Origin of the sequence: Micromonospora sp. NPDC049114 (assembly GCF_040648635.1) — a bacterium.
GTDB lineage: Bacteria > Actinomycetota > Actinomycetes > Mycobacteriales > Micromonosporaceae > Micromonospora.
In genome coordinates, this window is the sequence record NZ_JBEZEA010000002.1 from 68,196 (window position 1) to 85,176 (window position 16,981).

General features: G+C 73.3%; 15 protein-coding genes, 1 pseudogene and 1 riboswitch. Of the genes and pseudogenes, 8 read left to right on the top strand and 8 right to left on the bottom strand.

The window, feature by feature from the left end:
* Positions 1-96 precede the first annotated feature (96 nt).
* A complete protein-coding gene (locus AB0B39_RS07970) occupies positions 97-540 on the top strand; it encodes an Lrp/AsnC family transcriptional regulator (RefSeq protein ID WP_234587152.1) in 444 nt (147 codons plus the stop codon).
* Between the two features lie 15 nt (positions 541-555).
* Here the strand turns inward: AB0B39_RS07970 and AB0B39_RS07975 are convergent, their stop codons facing one another.
* Entirely contained in the window at positions 556-1,527 is a 972-nt protein-coding gene (locus AB0B39_RS07975; RefSeq protein WP_357573822.1) for a DNA primase small subunit domain-containing protein, read from the bottom strand.
* Between the two features lie 143 nt (positions 1,528-1,670).
* Between AB0B39_RS07975 and AB0B39_RS07980 the strand changes: the two genes are divergently transcribed.
* From AB0B39_RS07980 to AB0B39_RS07995, 4 genes are all read left to right on the top strand, one after another.
* Entirely contained in the window at positions 1,671-2,402 is a 732-nt protein-coding gene (locus tag AB0B39_RS07980) for a histidine phosphatase family protein (RefSeq protein WP_234587147.1), read from the top strand.
* Positions 2,386-3,255: an NAD(P)H-hydrate dehydratase gene (locus tag AB0B39_RS07985; protein WP_357496918.1), complete on the top strand. Its 870-nt coding sequence runs from the start codon at positions 2,386-2,388 to the stop codon at positions 3,253-3,255. Before AB0B39_RS07980 ends, AB0B39_RS07985 begins: the two co-directional genes overlap by 17 nt.
* Before the next feature lie 91 nt (positions 3,256-3,346).
* Positions 3,347-3,847: a hemerythrin domain-containing protein gene (locus AB0B39_RS07990; RefSeq protein ID WP_234587142.1), complete on the top strand. Its 501-nt coding sequence runs from the start codon at positions 3,347-3,349 to the stop codon at positions 3,845-3,847.
* Positions 3,848-3,985: 138 nt separating this feature from the next.
* Positions 3,986-4,077, top strand: a riboswitch (ZMP/ZTP riboswitch).
* Positions 4,078-4,095: 18 nt separating this feature from the next.
* Positions 4,096-5,532: a glycine hydroxymethyltransferase gene (locus AB0B39_RS07995; RefSeq protein ID WP_357573823.1), complete on the top strand. Its 1,437-nt coding sequence runs from the start codon at positions 4,096-4,098 to the stop codon at positions 5,530-5,532.
* Between the two features lie 142 nt (positions 5,533-5,674).
* Here AB0B39_RS07995 and AB0B39_RS08000 read toward each other — a convergent pair whose 3' ends face one another.
* The 6 genes and pseudogenes from AB0B39_RS08000 to AB0B39_RS08025 all read right to left on the bottom strand — a co-directional run bounded on the left by AB0B39_RS08000 (position 5,675) and on the right by AB0B39_RS08025 (position 12,011).
* Positions 5,675-5,935, bottom strand: a complete 261-nt coding sequence (locus AB0B39_RS08000; RefSeq protein ID WP_234587138.1) for a hypothetical protein — start codon at positions 5,933-5,935, stop codon at positions 5,675-5,677.
* A complete protein-coding gene (locus AB0B39_RS08005) occupies positions 5,935-7,188 on the bottom strand; it encodes a PLP-dependent aminotransferase family protein (protein ID WP_357497341.1) in 1,254 nt (417 codons plus the stop codon). Before AB0B39_RS08005 ends, AB0B39_RS08000 begins: the two co-directional genes overlap by 1 nt.
* 78 nt (positions 7,189-7,266) lie before the next feature.
* Complete coding sequence (locus tag AB0B39_RS08010; RefSeq protein ID WP_357574366.1) at positions 7,267-8,370, bottom strand: alpha-hydroxy acid oxidase; 1,104 nt, start codon at positions 8,368-8,370, stop codon at positions 7,267-7,269.
* 127 nt (positions 8,371-8,497) lie between these two features.
* A pseudogene (locus AB0B39_RS08015) lies at positions 8,498-9,418 on the bottom strand (alpha/beta hydrolase); the annotation flags it as partial.
* 9 nt (positions 9,419-9,427) lie between these two features.
* Positions 9,428-10,639, bottom strand: coding sequence for a cytochrome P450 (locus AB0B39_RS08020; RefSeq protein WP_357573824.1), 1,212 nt, complete (start codon positions 10,637-10,639; stop codon positions 9,428-9,430).
* Between the two features lie 67 nt (positions 10,640-10,706).
* Positions 10,707-12,011 (bottom strand): SGNH/GDSL hydrolase family protein, encoded by a 1,305-nt coding sequence (locus tag AB0B39_RS08025; protein WP_357496928.1) that lies wholly within the window; start codon positions 12,009-12,011, stop codon positions 10,707-10,709.
* Between the two features lie 291 nt (positions 12,012-12,302).
* Between AB0B39_RS08025 and AB0B39_RS08030 the strand changes: the two genes are divergently transcribed.
* The 3 genes from AB0B39_RS08030 (at position 12,303) to AB0B39_RS08040 (ending at position 16,247) form a co-directional block, all read left to right on the top strand.
* Positions 12,303-13,868, top strand: coding sequence for an AMP-binding protein (locus tag AB0B39_RS08030; protein ID WP_357573825.1), 1,566 nt, complete (start codon positions 12,303-12,305; stop codon positions 13,866-13,868).
* Positions 13,865-15,085, top strand: coding sequence for an MFS transporter (locus AB0B39_RS08035; protein ID WP_357573826.1), 1,221 nt, complete (start codon positions 13,865-13,867; stop codon positions 15,083-15,085). The genes AB0B39_RS08030 and AB0B39_RS08035 overlap by 4 nt, the downstream gene beginning before the upstream one ends.
* 238 nt (positions 15,086-15,323) lie before the next feature.
* Positions 15,324-16,247, top strand: coding sequence for an aminoglycoside phosphotransferase family protein (locus AB0B39_RS08040; RefSeq protein ID WP_357573827.1), 924 nt, complete (start codon positions 15,324-15,326; stop codon positions 16,245-16,247).
* Positions 16,248-16,281: 34 nt separating this feature from the next.
* Here AB0B39_RS08040 and AB0B39_RS08045 read toward each other — a convergent pair whose 3' ends face one another.
* Positions 16,282-16,857 carry a hypothetical protein gene (locus AB0B39_RS08045; protein ID WP_357573828.1) on the bottom strand — a complete coding sequence of 192 codons (576 nt, stop codon included), beginning with the start codon at positions 16,855-16,857 and terminating at the stop codon, positions 16,282-16,284.
* Positions 16,858-16,981: the final 124 nt, after the last annotated feature.

Below are 16,981 nucleotides of genomic sequence, written 5' to 3' on the forward strand. Positions count from 1 at the left end.
AGGCGGGACGTCTGGCATGTGGGAGGCGCATCGGTGAGCCAGGAGAACGGCGACGGAGCGAGCCGGGGAACCGGATCGGGACGATCGGCCCGAGCCATGGACGAGGTCGACAGGCGGATCCTGGACGAGCTGGTCCGCGACGGGCGCACGTCGGTGCGCACCCTGGCCGAACGGATCCACATCTCACGCACCAACGCGTACGCCCGGGTGGAGCGCCTGCTGCGCGAAGGCGTGATCACGGGCTTCCGGGCGCAGGTGGCGCCCGAGGCCGCCGGGCTGGGCACGTCGGCGTACATGGCGTTGACGATCGAGCAGAACACCTGGCGGGAGGTGTCGGCCGAGCTGGCCCAGGTGCGCTACGTCGAGCACGTCGCGCTCCTCAGCGGCGAACACGACGTGCTGGCCCTGGTTCGGGCGCCGGACAACGCCGCCCTGCGCGACGTGGTGCTCGATCGGGTGCAGCGCATCGCCGGGGTGCTGTCGACGCGGTCGTGGCTGGTCTTCGAGGAGTTCGACGGCACGCAGAGCCCGTGGCAGTAGGGCGGGCCGCGCCGTTCACCGCTCCGGCGGCGCCTCCAGGCCCTCGGCGTCGGCCAGCTCCAGCAGGGGCTCCAGCGAGTGCCGGTCACCGTCGAGGCCGGCGTGCGGGTCGCCGCGCTCGGCGAAGCGGGCCGGCATGCTGAGCACGTCGAAGTCCTCCGGTCGGGCGTCGTCCAGCTCCGCCCAGTCCAGCGGCGCCGACACCAGGGCCTGCGGTGTCGGCCGGATCGAGTACGCCGACGTCACCGTGTGGTCGCGGGCCATCTGGTTGTAGTCGACGAAGACCGGCCGGTCCCGCTGCTCCCGCCACCAGGTGGTGGTGACCAGATCCGGCAGCCTGCGCTGCATCTGCAGGCCCAGCGCGAGCACCGCCCGGCGGCACTCGCCGAAACTCCACCTCGGCTCGATCGACAGGTAGACGTGCAGGCCGCGCCCGCCGGTGGTCTTCGGATAGCCGGTCATGCCCAGCTCGGCGAGGAACGCCCGCACCTCGTGCGCCACCGGCACCACCTGCTCGAAACCCACGCCGGGCATCGGGTCGAGGTCGATGCGCAGCTGGTCGGGGCGTTCCACGTCGGCGGCGGTGACCGGCCACGGGTGGAACCGCAGGGTGCCCAGGTTGGCCGCCCAGATCACCACGGCCAGTTCGCTCGGCGCGACCTCGTCGGCGGTCCGGCCGCTGGGGAAGGTGATGTGCGCGGTCCGCACCCATTCCGGAGCGCCCGCCGGCAGCCGCTTCTGATAGAAGGCGTCACCACGGTTGGTCTGCCGGGTGGCGATCGTCGCGCCCTCGAAGACGCCGCGCGGCCAGCGCTCCAGCATGGTCGGCCGGTCGCGCAGCGCCCGCAGGATGCCGTCGCCGACCGCCAGGAAGTAGCGGACCACGTCCAGCTTGGTCAGTCCGCGTTCCGGGAAGTACGGCTTGTCGGGGCTGGAGACGCGGACCAGCCGCTCCCCCACCCGGATCTCCTCCGCCGCCGTGGCCACGCCCCCGAGGGTACGACGTCCCGGCGGGCCCGGTGGGCCACCGGCCGGGGACCAGCGTGGCGCCGCGGCTGAGGCGACGAACCAGCCGTCCGGTGCCCACCCGGGCGCGGTTACCGCGCCCGGCGCCCGGGTAGGGGGTCGGCATGGCGGAAATGTCGACCCTCTGGATCATCAGGCACGGTGAGAGCACCGCGAACGTGGCGGCCACCCGGGCCGAGGAGAACGGCGCGGACGTGATCGGGCTCAGCCACCGCGACGCCGACGTGCCGCTCTCGGGCACCGGCGAGGAGCAGGCGCGGGCGACCGGCCGCTGGCTCGCCGGGCTGCCCGAGGATCGGCGGCCCGACGTGGCGGTGGTCTCGCCGTACCTGCGGGCGGTGTCCACGGCCGAGCTGGCGCTGCACGGCACCGGGGTGCCGGTGAGCCGGGACGAGCGGCTGCGCGACCGGGAGCTGGGCATCCTCGACGGCCTGACCGGGCACGGGGTCCGCCGCCGGTTCCCCGACGAGGCCGAGCGCCGCACCCGGCTGGGCAAGTTCTACTACCGGCCGCCCGGCGGTGAGGCCTGGACCGACGTGGCGCTGCGGCTGCGCACGCTCCTCGGCGACCTGCGCCGCGACCACGAGGGCCAGCGGGTGCTGCTCTTCGGCCACGACGCGCTGGTCTTCCTCCTGCGGTACCTGGTGGAGGGGCTGACCGAGCCGGAGCTGATGGCGTTGACCCGCGAACACGTCATCGCCAACTGCTCGATCACCGACTGGTCCGCCGACGACCAGGGCAGGCTGACGCTTGGCGGTTTCAACGAGGTCGGCCACCTGCACCGGCAGGGCGCCGAGTCGACCAGGGAGGACGAGATCCATGCCGAACCGGTCTGAGGTCAAGGTGATCACGCCGGGGCTGCTGCGCGACTGGGAGCTGCCGGTGCCGGCCGGCGGCAAGGAGAGCCGGGGCACCGTCCTGGTGATCGGCGGCTCCCGCTTCACGCCCGGGGCGGTCCTGCTCGCCGGGGTGGCCGCGCTGCGCGCCGGCGCCGGGGTGCTCCAGCTCGCCGCCGCCGAGTCCACCGCGGCCACGCTGAGCATCCAGGTGCCCGAGGCGCTGGTGGTCGGGCTGCCGGAGACGCCCGACGGCGCGGTCGCCGCAGACCGGGCCGGCCAGCTCGGCGAACTGGTCGGCGCGGCCGACGTGGTGGCGCTCGGCCCCGGACTGAAGGGCATCGACGAGACCACCGAGCTGCTGGGTCTCGTCCTGGAGGCGGCGGGGACGCGCACCCCGCTGGTCCTCGACGCGTACGCCCTGGGCGCGCTCAGCCACGAGCCGAAGCTGCTGGTCGGCTCGGGCCGTCCGGTGGTGCTCACCCCCAACGTGACCGAGGCCGGGCACCTGCTCGGCCGCGAACCCGGCGACGACCTGGGCGCCGAAGCCGCCGAACTGGCGCACCGGTACGAGGCGGTCGTCTCGCTCTACGGGCACGTGGCCGCTCCGGACGGGCGCGGGTGGCGGGAGGAGAGCGGCGACGCGGGCCTCGGCACGTCCGGCAGCGGAGACGTGCTCGCCGGCCTGCTCGCCGGGCTGCTCTCCCGGGGCGCCGACCCGGCGCAGGCCGCCTGCTGGGGAGCGTTCGCGCACGCCGTGAGCGGCCAACGGCTGATCCCCCGCTACGGCCGGATCGGTTTCCTGGCACGGGAACTGCTCGACGAGATCCCGCGCACACTGGCCACCGTCTGACCAGGCGAGATCGGCCACATTCGCCCGTTTCGCCACTGACCGTCGGGGTACCGGATCAACACCCAGCCGAGCTACGAAAGGGGGCACGCCGGTGTCAACCGATGCCATCGTCCTGCTCAAAGAGGACCACAAGGAGATGCGTCGCCTGTTCAAGGCCTTCCAGGACGCCGAGGAGGGGCCGGCGAGCCAGCGGCAGAAGCTGGTGAACCAGATCCTCGAGGCCCTGACGGTGCACACCTACCTGGAGAACGAGGTGATGTACCCGGAGGTCCGCCGGCTCCTGCCCGACCTGGAGGACGACATCCTCGAGTCGTACGAGGAGCACCACGTGGCCGACGTGCTCTGCCTCGAACTGGCCGCGATGGACGCCGACGACGAGCGCTTCACCGCCAAGACGACGGTGCTGATCGAGAACGTCACGCACCACGTCGAGGAGGAAGAGGAGGAGTGGTTCCCCAAGGTCCGCGAGGCGTTGGGCCGTAAGCAGCTCCAGGAGATCGGCGAGAAGATGATCGCGCTGCGCGCGGACGCGCCGCGTACCCCCACCCAGCCGAAGGCGATCAAGAAGGCGCGCGACGCGGTGACCGCCTGAGCCACCAACCGTTCGACGAGGGGCCCGGCCGGACCGGGCCCCTCGTCGTGTCCGGCCGGGCGGCAGCACCGTGCCACCACCTCGCCGGGCGCACGTCGGGAGGTCGGCCGGGTCGCCCCGGGCCGGCCCGGTAGGATCGGCGCGGGCCGTTACTGGCGCGTGGGGATGGACAACCATCGGGAAGCGGTCCCGTCACGAGGACGTTTTTGCCGAGCGCCTGGGCCTTCCGCACGTCTGTAGGAGGTCGTATGTCGCACAACGCCGAGTCCACCGCATTCCGGAGCGCCCTCGAGGTGATCCGAGCTGTCGAGCCGCGGGTGGCCGACGCCATCGGCGCCGAGCTGACCGACCAGCGGGAGTCGCTCAAGCTCATCGCCAGCGAGAACTACGCCTCCCCGGCCACCCTGCTGGCCATGGGCAACTGGTTCAGCGACAAGTACGCCGAGGGCACCGTCGGCCGTCGCTTCTACGCCGGCTGCCAGAACGTCGACACCGTCGAGGCGCTCGCCGCCGAGCACGCCCGGGAGCTGTTCGGCGCCGCCCACGCGTACGTGCAGCCGCACTCAGGCATCGACGCCAACCTGGTCGCGTTCTGGGCGGTGCTGGCCGACCGGGTGGAGTCCCCCGCCCTGAAGAAGGCCCAGGTCCGCCAGGTCAACGACCTCACCGAGGCCGACTGGTTCGCGCTGCGCCGCGAGCTGGGCAACCAGCGGATGCTCGGCATGTCGCTGGACGCGGGCGGTCACCTCACCCACGGCTTCCGGCCGAACATCTCCGGCAAGATGTTCGACCAGCGCAGCTACGGCACCGACCCGGCCACCGGCCTCATCGACTACGACCGGGTCGCCGAGGCCGCCCGCGAGTTCAAGCCGCTGATCCTGGTCGGCGGCTACTCGGCGTACCCCCGGAAGGTGAACTTCCGGATCCTGCGGGAGATCGCCGACTCGGTCGGCGCCACCTTCATGGTCGACATGGCGCACTTCGCGGGCCTGGTGGCCGGCAAGGTCTTCACCGGCGACTTCGACCCGGTGCCGCACGCGCACATCGTCACCACCACCACCCACAAGTCGCTGCGCGGCCCCCGCGGCGGCATGGTTCTCTGTCAGCCGGAGCTGGCCGACCAGGTGGACCGGGGTTGCCCGATGGTGCTCGGCGGTCCGCTGCCGCACGTGATGGCCGCGAAGGCCGTCGCTCTCGCCGAGGCCCGCCGCCCCGACTTCGCCGACTACGCCCAGCGGATCGTGGACAACGCGCAGGCCCTCGCCGACGGGCTGCTGCGCCGGGGCGCGAAGCTGGTCACCGGCGGCACCGACAACCACCTGGTGCTCATCGACGTCTCCGGGTACGGGCTCACCGGCCGGCAGGCCGAGCAGGCCCTGCTCGACTCCGGCATCGTCACCAACCGCAACTCGGTCCCGCAGGACCCGAACGGCGCCTGGTACACGTCCGGCATCCGGATCGGCACCCCGGCGCTGACCACCCGCGGGTTGGGCACCGCCGAGATGGACCAGACCGCCGAGCTGATCCACACCGTGCTGACCCAGACCACGGCCGGTGCCAACGCCGACGGCACCCCGTCCAAGGCGAAGTACACGCTCGACGCCGACCTGGCCGACAAGATCGCACGCCAGGCCACCGACCTGCTGGCACCCCACCCGCTCTACCCGGCCATCAACCTGACCTGACGCCGGCCCGGACCCCCACGTGAGTTCCGCGTCGATCATGGAGTCGTGGTGCCCGAATCAGGGCGGGTGGCAACCTTTGTCCACCACCACAACCCCATGATCGACGCGGGCGGGGGCGGGGCGCGGGGCGCGGGGCGGGGGGTTAGTTCAGGGGGCGCTTGAGGTGGTAGCGGTGGACTTCGGTGCTGCCCTGGACGTTGTTCACGTCCTCGGCGGCCGAGACCAGTTCCCAGCCCTCCCGGCCGGCGCGGTTCAGGTGCGCGATGGCCGTGTCGCCGTAGGGGGTGATGTCCTTACGCGACCCGTCCGGGCCGTACCAGACGAACGAGACGGTGAAATTGCGGCCCTGCCCCTGATAGCGGCGGACGAGCAAGGCGTACTCCCAGGCAACCATGCGGCCCATTATGACCGTCCACGCAGGAGCTCGTCAGCGATGAGGGCGGCGAGCCGGTCCAACCCCCTGTCGATCTGCTCGGGTGTCACCGCGCTCACCGACAACCGCAGCGCGCACACCGGCGCCGTGTCGTCGTAGAAGTGCGCCATCGGCGTCCAGAGCACCCCGTAGTCACGCGCCGAGGTGTCCAGCAGCGCGTCGTCGACAGCGAACGGCACCGTCACCACCACGAAGAACCCGCCGGCCGGCACCGTCCACCGCACCGCCGCCGGCCGGTCCGGCTCATCGGGGAAACGCCGGGCCAGCCCGGCGACCAGGTGACGCAGATTGCGGGCGTACGCGGCCCGCTCCCGGGTGTTCGCGGGCACCAGGCTGCACCCGTGCTCCAGCAACCGTCCACCGATCACCGCCTGCGCGATAGGTGAGGTGTTCACCGTGACCATGCTCTTGATCATCGCGAGCTGGTCGGCGAGCGGGCCGACCCGACCGTCGGAGCCGGCCACCCGCTGGTCGGCGACCACGTAGCCGACCCTCGCCCCGGGCAGCACCGTCTTGGCGAACGAGCCGAGGTAGACCACCCGCCGGTCGGTGTCCAGCGCCTTGAGCGTGGGCGGGCGCGGCCCGTCGTCGACGGGGAACAGCCCGTACGGGTTGTCCTCCAGCAGCAGCAGGTCCTCCTCGGCGGCCAGCGCCAGCAGCCGCTGCCGGTCCGGGACGGTCATGCTGATCCCGGACGGGTTGGCGAAGTCCGGCAGCACGTAGCAGGCGCGCGGCCGAAGACCCTCCGCCCGGGCCCGACGCACCTGCGCGCGCAGGTCGGCCAGGTCCACACCGGACGGTCCACCGGCGACCGGCCACACCGGCAGGTCCACCAGCCGGGCCGCCCCGGTCAGCCCGACGTAGGTCGGGGCGACCGCCAGCAGCACGTCCTGCGGGCCGGCCCGCAGCGCCCGCAGCACCAGGAACATCGCCTCCTGGCAGCCGACGGTCACCACGACGGACTCCGGGTCGACAGTGATCCCCTCGTCGACCGCGAGGTTGCGGGCGATGAGGTGGTGCACGACGCCCTTGGTCCGGCCGTACTGCAACAGCAGCCGTCGGGCCTGCTCGGGCGTGTGACCCAGGTCGTCGACGAGGTGCCGGTGGAACGTGTCCAGGTGCCGGTGCACCGCCGCGACGTCGAAGAACTCCTCGTACGGGCGTCCGGCCGCGAGCGACACCGCCGCCGGATAGCGTTCGGACACCTCATTGAGGAAGTTCATCGAGGTCAGCGCCGGGTCACCCAGCGCGGGGTGCAGGTCGGCGACGCTCAGGTCGACCGCCTCGGTCGATGTCACCGCTCAGCCCACCCCGAGCGTCCGCAGCTCGGCCGCCGCCGCCGGATCGGCGCAGCCGGCCAGGATCAGCGCGTCCCGCACCTCCGCGGCGAGCAGCGCCAGCGCGTCCTGCGCGCCGCGCCGTCCCCCGACGGCCAGCGCCCAGAGCATCGGACGGCCGACCAGGACGCCCGCCGCGCCCAACGCCAGCGCCCGCAGCACGTCGGTGCCCCCACGGATGCCGCTGTCCAGCAGCACCTGAGCACCGTCGCCGACGGCGTCGACGACCTCGGGCAGCATGGTGACGCTGGCCGGCGTTCCGTCCAACTGACGCCCGCCGTGGTTGGACACCACGACCGCGTCCGCCCCGATCCGTACCGCCTCGACCGCGTCCCGGGGATCGAGCACCCCCTTGACGACCAGCGGCAGGTCGACGTGCTCCCGCAGCCAGGCCAGGTCCGCCCAGCGCAGGGCCGACTCGAACGACGCGTCGGTGTGGGTGGCGATCGCGGACACACCGGGGGCGCCGGCGTGCGCCAGCGCGTCCCGGCCGTGCGGCAGGTTCGCGGCGACCACGTCGGCCGGGAGGCGGAACGCGTTGCGCAGGTCGCGGGGGCGTCGGCCGAGCACCGGCACGTCCACGGTGACCACCAGCGCGTGACAGCCCGCAGCGACGACCCGGTCCAGAAGATCGCGGACCAGCGCCCGGTCGCGCAGCCAGTAGAGCTGGAACCACACGTCCGCGCCCGCTTCGGTGATCTCCTCGATCGGCGTGCTGCTCAACGTGCTCGCCAGGTACGGCACGCCCGCGGCGCCGGCCGCCGCCGCGAGGCCCGGTTCCCCGTCCGGGTGCACGAGCCGCTGGTACGCCATCGGCGCGACCCCGACCGGCATCGCGTACGGCCGGCCGAGCAGCCGGGCGCCGAGGTCCGCGGCGTCGTTGCCGCGCAGCACCCGGGGCAGCACGGCCACCCGGTCCAGCGCGGCCCGGTTGGCGGCCAGGGTCACCTCGGCGGCGCTGCCGCCGGCGATGTAGTCCCACACGTCCGGGGCCAGCACCGCCCGCGCCCGCTGGCCGTAGTCGGCGAACGTCACCGCCGCCGCAGGAACCGTCGGCAGGTCCGCCAGCACCGGCTCAGCCACCGCGCACCTCCAGGTCGGCAGCGGCGGCGGCTGCGCCGACACCTGAGCCCGCGGCGGCCGGGTCACCGTCAGCCTCACCAGCGGCCGGTTCGTCCGGGCGGGGCGGCAGCCCGAACCGTTCCCGCAGGAACGCCGCCGCCCGCTGCTGCGCCCGCTGGCCGTCGGTGAAGGCGCCGGGCATGGCGAAGAACCCGTGGATCATCCGTGGATAGTGGTCGAGGCGGGCGGGCACGCCACAGGCGCGCAGCCGCTGCGCGTAGCGCTGCCCCTCCGCGCACAGCGGGTCCAACTCGGCGGTGACCACGAGCGCCGGAGGCAGGCCGGACAGGTCGTCGGCGAGCAGCGGCGACGCCAGCGGATCCCGGGAGTGCGCCGGGTCGGTGAGGTAGTGCGTCCGATACCAGGCCACCGACCGGCGGTTGAACAACGCCGGGTCGTCGTCGAGAGGGCCGGACGGCTCGCCGCTGACGTCGGTGTTCGGATAGACCAGCAGCTGCGCGGCGAGCGGGGGCCCGTCGGCGCGGCAGAGCAGCGTCACCGCCGCGGCCAGGTTCCCGCCCGCGCTGTCCCCGCCCACCGCCAGCCGGGTCGGGTCCACGCCGAACCGGTCGGCGTTCGCGGCGATCCACACGGTGGCGGCGTGACAGTCGTGCACCGCGGCCGGGAAGGGGTGCTCGGGGGCCAGTCGGTAGCCGACGGTCACCACCTGGCATCCGGCCGCGTTGGCCAGTCGCCGGCAGATGCCGTCGGCGGTGTCCACGCTGCCGAGCGTCCACCCGCCGCCGAAGAAGTACAGCAGGGTGGGCAGCGGTCCCGGCCCGGCCGGCCGGTACACCCGGATCGGCAGGTCACCGCCCGGCCCGGGGATCCGCTCGTCGCGTACCTCATCGACCTGCTCGACCACGCCGCCGCCGGCGCGGATCGCGGCCAGGTCCGCGGCGCGCGCCTCGCCGAGGGTCTGCGTGTAGAGCGGCGGCGTGCCGGCCGCGACGCGGGCGGCGCGGTAGGCCGCCACCTCCGGGTGCAGGGCCATGCCGGTCTCCTATCCGCCGGTGCTGACCAGCAGCTTGTCGATGCCGCGCAGGAAGAGACTGCCGCTGTACGTCGGGGTCTCGGTGACCGCGAGCCGGGGGAACCGGGCGAACAGGCGGGGCAGGGCGAGGCGTCCCTCCAGCCGGGACACCGCCGCGCCGAGGCAGAAGTGCAGGCCCACGCCGAAGGCCAGCGACGGCGGGCCGGAACGGGTGGGGTCGAAGACGTCCGGGTCGGGAAACCGCGCCGGGTCCCGGTTGGCGGCGCCGATGATGATGAGCACGTTGTCGTCGCGGGAAACCGGCACGCCGGCCAGCACGGTGTCCTGCGGCGCGGCCCGGGCGAGGAAGTGCACCGGGCTCTGCAGACGCAGCACCTCGTCGACGCAGCCCCGGGCGAGGTCGTCGTCGGTCGGCAGCGCGGCGACCGCCCCCGGTTGGGCCAGCAGCAGCGGCAGGCCGTTGCTGAACATGTAGACAGTGGTGACGAAGCTGGCGTTGAACAGGACGATCAGATTGCTGATCAGCTCCTCCTCGGTCAGCTCCACCTCGCCCGAGCCGACGGCCTCGACCAGCGCGCTGATCAGATCCTCGCCGGGAGTGCGGCGGCGGTGGGCCAGCAACTCCCGGTAGAACGCCCGCAGCTGCTGCGCCGCCGTGTTCGCGGCGGCCAGCCGCTGCGGGGTCTTCCCGGCCACGTCCAGGAACTCGTCGATGCGCTCCACCTGGTCCCGGTACCACTGCAGCTCCCCCGCCGGGATGCCGATGAACTCCGCCATGACCAGGGCGGGGATCGGGTACGCGAAGTCGGCCACGAAGTCGACGACCCCGCCACCGGCGTCGGCCATCCGGTCCAGCAGCTCGTCGACGACCCGCAGGATCACCGGCTCCAGTGCGCCGAGGCGCCGTGGCGTGAAGGTACGGGAGAAGACGTGCCGCATCCGGGTGTGATCGGGCGGGTTGAGGAACATCATCGAGGTCTGGAAGGTGCGCAGGATCTCGTGCTCCTCCCAACCCGGCGGCGGCTGTTTGGTCCACTGCGGATCGCGCAGCAGCCCGTCGATCAGGTCGTACCCGACCGCCACCGCCGCCACCGTGCGGTGCTCGGCCCGAGGTGGTACCGCGCTGACCGGCCCGAGCCGGTGCAGTTCGGCGTACCACGGGTACGGATTCTGGCGGCCCTCTTCGCTGTAGAGGCCGGTGAGCAGGTCCTGCACCGTCACGACGTTCTCCTCCCCAGGATGTCGGTGCCCGGGGGCGGCGGGATCGGCCGCCGCCCCCGGACCGGTGTCACAGGTTGAGCAGTCGCAGCGGAACGGCGTCGGCCATCGCCTGGTTGCCGGCGTCGTTCGGGTGGATGTGGTCCCCCGAGTCGTACGCGGGCAGCAGCTGGCTGGGCCGGGCCGGGTCGCGCACCACCCGGTCGAAGTCGAGCAGCCCGTCGAACTCCCGGCTGCCCCGCAGGTACGCGTTCACTGCCTGCCGGGTGGCCTCCTTCTCCGGCGTCCACACACCCGGGGCGCCGTGCCCCTCGTACGGGGTCAGCGTGGCGACCAGGCTGGTCAGCCCGCGCTGCTGAAGCTGCTGGTTGATCTGCCGGAGCGTGGCGATGATCGCCTCCGGCGAGTCGTTGGACATCCAGATGTCGTTGATGCCCAGGTGCGTGACGACCGTACGGACCCCGGTCTGGGGGAAGACGTCCTCGTTGAGGCGGGCCGCCGCGTTCGGGCCGAGCTGGAAGTAGCCGGGGTAGTCGCCGGCGCCCGGCTCGGTGCCCTCGTGGTTGAGGCGGTTGCCGGCCAGGCTCAGGTTGAGCACGCCGGGGGTGCGCCGGTCCGGCCGGTCCGCGAGCAGCCGGTCGGAGAGCAGGTCCGGCCAGCGCCGGTTGGCGTTGACAGTGCTGCCGTTGCCGTCGCCGATCGAGTCGCTGAGCACGACCAGCGCCCCCGGACTGCCCTTGCGCTGCACATCGACGCCGGACAGGAAGAACCAGCAGCAGGTGGGTCGGATGGTGAACCCGCCGCCGTCGGCGGCCCCGGTCAGGTCGCCGGCGCCGATGAAGTTGCTCTGCTGGGACTGCCCGTGGAAGGTCGTCGGCCCGGTCGGCGTCGGGAAGTGCAGCGTGACCACCAGGTCGCTGTCGTCCGCGACGGTGAAGGTCAGCGGGTCGCTGAGCAGCTCGGCGCCCCGGTTCATGGTGGCCGAGGCGGCGCCGGTGAACGTCAACGCGCGCAGCGAGGCCGGGTCGATGTCGGAGACGTCGTCGACTGTCGCGGTGTTCGGCCGGGCGACTGTGGCGCGGCCCACCCGGACCGCCTGCTCGCCGTAGAGGTTGCTCAGCCGTACGCGCAACGCCGGGCCACCCACCGAGACGTGCACGACCATCCGGACGCTCTGGTCGTTCAGGCCGGTGTTGGTCAACCCGACCGAGTTGCCCCGGGTGACCGCGGCGGCCCAGCTGCCCGCCCACTCGCCCCGGTCCGGCCGGGCCGCGACGGTCGGGGATCCGCCGGCGCTGGCGACGACGGCGGGTGTTGCCGTGACCAGCAGCGCCGCGGCCGCGGCGACGACATGCCATCTCTTCGGGGTCGACATTGAACCTCCATCGTGTGGCAGCCCAGGGCCGTCCGCTGACGGCTCCCGCCTGGACGATGGTCCAGAAACCTAGCCGCCGCCGATGACGGGCGTCAATCAACCTGATCGACGCGATCAAATGTCCACCGGGCCTGCCGGATCGCCCTTCGGCCCGGTCCCGCAGCGCCCTCGCCGGCCTAGGCTCGCAGGCGGCGGCGGTGCGGTCGCCGAACGCGCGCCCACCGCCCGCGGTGTCACCGGGAAGACCGACCCGGAGACCGCCGCTTCCTTGCGACGATGGGGGTTTGCCGGATGACTGACGGGCCCGGGCACGCGACCTATGTGGACAGGGCGCTGGATCTCTTCGCCGACTTCGGCGATCGGGAGGCGCTGGTCGGCGGTGACTGCCGCATCACGTACACCGAGGCCGCCGCGCTGGTGCGGGCGATGGCGGGGGCTCTGACCCGGCACGGCGTACGGCCCGGCTCGGCGGTGCTGGTGACCGTCGCGAACGCCGTGGAGGGGCCGCTGCTCCAGCTCGCCCTGCACCTGATCGGCTGCCGGACGATGTGGGTCGCCCCGGTCACCGCCCGCCGGGAGGTCGACGAGTTCATCCGGCTGGCCTGCCCCGACGCCCTCGTCTACGACGCCCGCGACCCCGCCAGCCTGGGACCGGAGCTGGCCGCCGCGCTGCCGGGCGTGCCCGTGTGCTGCCTGGGCCCCGGCGGCGCCGGCCCGGACGTCACGGCCGACACCGATCCGGCCGGTTCCATGGCGCTGCCGGCGGCCGCCCGCGCGCCGGAGTCGTTCCTGCAGACCAGCGGCACCACCGGCACACCCAAGCTGGTGCACCACACCGAGAGCTTCTACGCCCAGATCCTCACCCTCGCGGCCGACTTCCGCGCCGCCGGGTTCCCCCTGCTGCGGCACCTGTCGCACTCGCCGATGTGGCTGGCCAGCGGCCAGATCACCGCCCTGATCAACCTGTTCACCGGTGGCGTGCTGTTCCTGCGCGACGACTGGGACCCGGCGGCGTTCGTGGCCACCGTGCAGCGGGAGCGGATCAACTCCACGTTCGTCACCCCGCCGATGCTCTACGAACTGCTGGACCATCCGGCGCTGGTGGGCGCCGACTTCTCGGCCATGTTCATGTTCAACGTGGGCGCCGGGCCCGCCGCGCCCGCCCGGCTGCGCCAGGCCATCGCGCGGTTCGGCCCGGTACTGCGCATCGTGTACGGCCTCAGCGAGGCCGTGGTCATCACCGCTCTGCCCGGTCTGACCGACGATCCGGAGCACCCGGAGCGGCTGCGCTCCTGCGGGCGGCCCTACGGCGACGTACGCGTCGAGATCCGCGACGACGACGGCACCGTGCTGCCGCCGGGCCGCGACGGCGAGGTGTGGGTGCACACGAAGCTGAGCTTCGCCGGCTACCACGGCGAGCCGGAACTGACCGCGCAGACGCTGGTCGACGGCTGGGTCCGCAGCCGCGACATCGGCCACCTCGACGCCGACGGCTACCTCTACCTGGTCGACCGGACCCACGACATGATCCTGACCCGCCAGCGCAGCTGGCCCATCTACAGCCGCCCGATCGAGGACGTGCTCGCCGGGCACCCGCAGGTACGCGCCGCCGCGGTGATCGGCGTGCCGGACCCCACGGCCGGCGAGGTGCCGTACGCCTACGTCGTGCCGGCGCCGGACGCGACAGTCACCGAACGGGAGCTGATCGACCTGGTGACCGCCGAGCTCAACGAGATGTGGGCGCCCGCCGGGGTGGAGTTCGTCGACAGGTTGCCGGTGAACCGGTCGGTGAAGGTGGACAAGCAGGCGCTGCGCGCGCGGTACGCCGCCCGCCGGACGGCGGCGGTCGGGACATGACCCCCCGCCGGCAGCTGGTCGTCCTGGTCAGCGCGGACCTGATCTCCAACCTGGGCACCCGCATCTCGGTGGTAACCATCCCCTGGCTGGTGCTGGTCACCACCGGCAGCCCGACCAAGATGGGTCTGGTCGCGTTCGCCGAGACGCTGCCGTACCTGCTGTCCAGCGCCCTCGGCACGCCCTGGGCGGACCGGTTCGGCCTGCGCCGCACCTCCATCCTGTGCGACGCGGGCAGCGCGGTGGCCATGGTCGTCGTCGCGCTGACTCCGTGGCTGGGCTTCGCCCCCCTGGTGGCGCTGGTCGCGGTGGCCGGCGCGCTGCGCGGCATCGGGGACCGGGTCAAGCACGTCATGTTCCGGCCGGTCGCCGAGGCCGCCGGGGTGCCGCTGATCCGCCTGACCTCGGCGTACGACGGGTTGAGCCGGGTGGTGACGCTGTTCGGCGCCGCCGTGGGCGGTCTGTTGATCGCCGCGTTCGGGGTGAGCCAGGCGATCCTCATCGACGCGGCCAGCTTCGCGATCTGCGCCCTGCTGATCGGTCTCCTGGTCCGCCCTTCGGCCGCTCCGGCGCAGCCCGCCGCCCCGGTCGGCTACCTGCGCGCGCTGGGTGACGGGTTCGGCTACCTCGTCCGGGACCGACCGCTGTTGGGGATGCTTGTCGTCGTCTCGGCGCTGAACATGGTCGCCAACGCCAGCGTGGCCGTCTACATCCCGTTCTGGATCGCCCGGGAGCTGCACGGCCCGAGCGGCCTCGGCCTCGTGCTTGCGGCGTTCTCGGCCGGCGCGCTGCTGGGCAACGTGCTGTTCACCGCGCTCGGCCCGCGGCTGCCGGGCCGGCTGACGTTCCTGCTCGGGGCGATGGTCGCCGGCACGCCTCGACTGATCGCATTGGCGATCAGCGACGAGTTGCCGGTCGTGCTCGTGGTGACGTTCCTGTCCGGCATCGGCATCGCGGCGGTCAACCCGCTGCTCGGGGTGGCGCTCTACGAGCGGGTGCCGCCGGATCTGCAGACCCGGGTGCTCGGCATCGCCGGATCGCTGGCCTTCGTGGGCCTGCCGGTCGGCGCGCTGCTCGGCGGCTGGTCGGTGGACGCGCTCGGGCTCACCCCGGCGCTGCTGGTCATGGCCGTGGCGTGCCTGCTCGTCACCGCGTTCCCCCTGGTGGCCAGGGCATCCAACCCGAAGACACCGACGCGACCCACACCTGCAGCCGCCTGACGTCCTGCTGGCCGGCGGGCGGGTGGCGACCACCTCGCCCGCCGCCTTTGCTCTGCTTCAACGGAGGCAACAGTACGAGGCCCCAACCGTTGCCTGGGTGGAAGCAGAGCAAAGGAGCCGGTTGAGGTACGGCCAGGCGCGCACCTCCCGCACGCGTGGCCCAGGCGCTGGCCCGACCGGCCCCACCGTCGGCGCAAATCGGTTGCGGGCGCCCGGCGGAGCCCGCAGGCTCGGGCGGATGAGCGCACAGCCCGCACCCGACGCGCCGCACACCGACGAGACGACGGCCCGGCGCATCACCGTGGGCCTGGTCCGTCGACTGGTCGCCGAGCAGTTCCCCCGCTGGGCCGAGCTGCCGGTGCGCCCGGTCGAGGTCGGCGGCTGGGACAACCGCACCTTCCACCTGGGTGACGAGATGACCGTCCGGCTGCCCAGCGGCGAGGGCTACGCCCAGCAGGTCGCCAAGGAACAGCGCTGGCTGCCGCTCCTCGGCGGCCAGCTGCCGCTGGACATCCCCACCCCGCTGGCCCAGGGCCGGCCCGGGGCCGGCTACCCGTACCCGTGGTCGGTCTACGGCTGGATCGACGGCCGGACCGCGGCCGTCGAGCGGATCGACGACCTGACCCGATTCGCGACCGACCTCGCCGCCTTCCTGCGGGCCCTGCGAGACGTCGACACCACCGAGGGCCCGGCGGCCGGCCCGCACAGCGCCTGGCGCGGTGGCCCGCTGTCCACGTACGACGCGGAGACCCGCGCGGCCATCGGGACGCACCGCGACCGGCTGCCCGTCGACGTGGTGACCGACATCTGGCAGGCCGCGCTCGACGCCGCCTGGGACGGGCCCCCGGTCTGGTTCCACGGCGACGTCGCGGACGGCAACCTGCTGGTCCGCGACGGCCGGCTCGCCGCCGTCATCGACTTCGGCTGCTGCGGTGTCGGCGATCCCGCCTGCGACACGGTGATCGCCTGGACGCTGCTGCGCGGCGCCGCCCGGGCGGCGTTCCGCGACGCGCTCGACGTCGACGCGGCCACCTGGGCGCGCGGACGCGGGTGGGCGCTGTGGAAGGCGCTCATCACGCTTGACGCCCCGGAGCCGGCCACGGCGGCCTGGGCCCGGCGGGTGCTCGGCGAACTGCTCGCCGAGCACGCCGTGTCCCGCTGATCCCCCGCGCACCGGCCCCGGCTGGGGCGTCTCGTCAGTGACCGGTTCGGACCGGGGTGGCGTGTTCGGTCCGGCAGCGCGGGCAGCGCAGCTTCGACCCGGCGACGGCGGTCGGCACGCGCAGGCGCTGCCCGCAGCCGCAGGTGAACTCCCGGGCCGAGCGCAGGTACTCGGCGCGGTCGCGCCGTGGCCACCGGCTGTGGCAGCGGGCGCACCACTTCGGCGGGTAGCTGTTGTACCAGGCCAGCCCGAACGCTCCCCCGACCATCAGGGCACCGGGGACCAGCAGGCCCAGCGGCGCGAGCAGGGCGGGCCACAGGGCGCCGACGCCGTCGGACAGCACCGCGCCGACCACGACCACAACGACCATCGGCACGCCGAGCAGGGTGAACCCGAAGCCCCACGCGAAGGCCAGCAGCGACAGCAGGAACACCGCCCACATGCCGCCGGGGGCCCATCGCCGGACGCCGTACCCGCCGCAGCGTGGACAGTCCGGCGAGGCACGGTGCGGCACGGCCCGCAGCGCCTTCGGCGCGAGCCACTCGGTCAGTTTGCCGAGGATCGCCTCGACCAGCTTGCTCGCCAGCGCCTGCAGAAAGGCGTTGAGCACCGCCACCTCCCTCCGAGCGAGTCGCCAGCCCCACGGCGGCCGGCCCACCGTCATCGTGGCGGACCCGTGCCAGCACACCGGCCCACCGCGCCGACGCCACCGCCCCGACGACGCCAATCCGACA

Coding starts and splice junctions, on each gene's coding strand:
- AB0B39_RS08000 (WP_234587138.1), bottom strand. CDS start 5,935: ATGGGCCGCATGGTTGCCTGGGAGTACGCCTTGCTCGTCCGCCGCTAT.
- AB0B39_RS08035 (WP_357573826.1), top strand. CDS start 13,865: ATGACCCCCCGCCGGCAGCTGGTCGTCCTGGTCAGCGCGGACCTGATC.
- AB0B39_RS08025 (WP_357496928.1), bottom strand. CDS start 12,011: ATGTCGACCCCGAAGAGATGGCATGTCGTCGCCGCGGCCGCGGCGCTG.
- AB0B39_RS08040 (WP_357573827.1), top strand. CDS start 15,324: ATGAGCGCACAGCCCGCACCCGACGCGCCGCACACCGACGAGACGACG.
- AB0B39_RS08005 (WP_357497341.1), bottom strand. CDS start 7,188: ATGAACTTCCTCAATGAGGTGTCCGAACGCTATCCGGCGGCGGTGTCG.
- AB0B39_RS07980 (WP_234587147.1), top strand. CDS start 1,671: ATGGCGGAAATGTCGACCCTCTGGATCATCAGGCACGGTGAGAGCACC.
- AB0B39_RS07985 (WP_357496918.1), top strand. CDS start 2,386: ATGCCGAACCGGTCTGAGGTCAAGGTGATCACGCCGGGGCTGCTGCGC.
- AB0B39_RS07995 (WP_357573823.1), top strand. CDS start 4,096: ATGTCGCACAACGCCGAGTCCACCGCATTCCGGAGCGCCCTCGAGGTG.
- AB0B39_RS08030 (WP_357573825.1), top strand. CDS start 12,303: ATGACTGACGGGCCCGGGCACGCGACCTATGTGGACAGGGCGCTGGAT.
- AB0B39_RS07970 (WP_234587152.1), top strand. CDS start 97: ATGGACGAGGTCGACAGGCGGATCCTGGACGAGCTGGTCCGCGACGGG.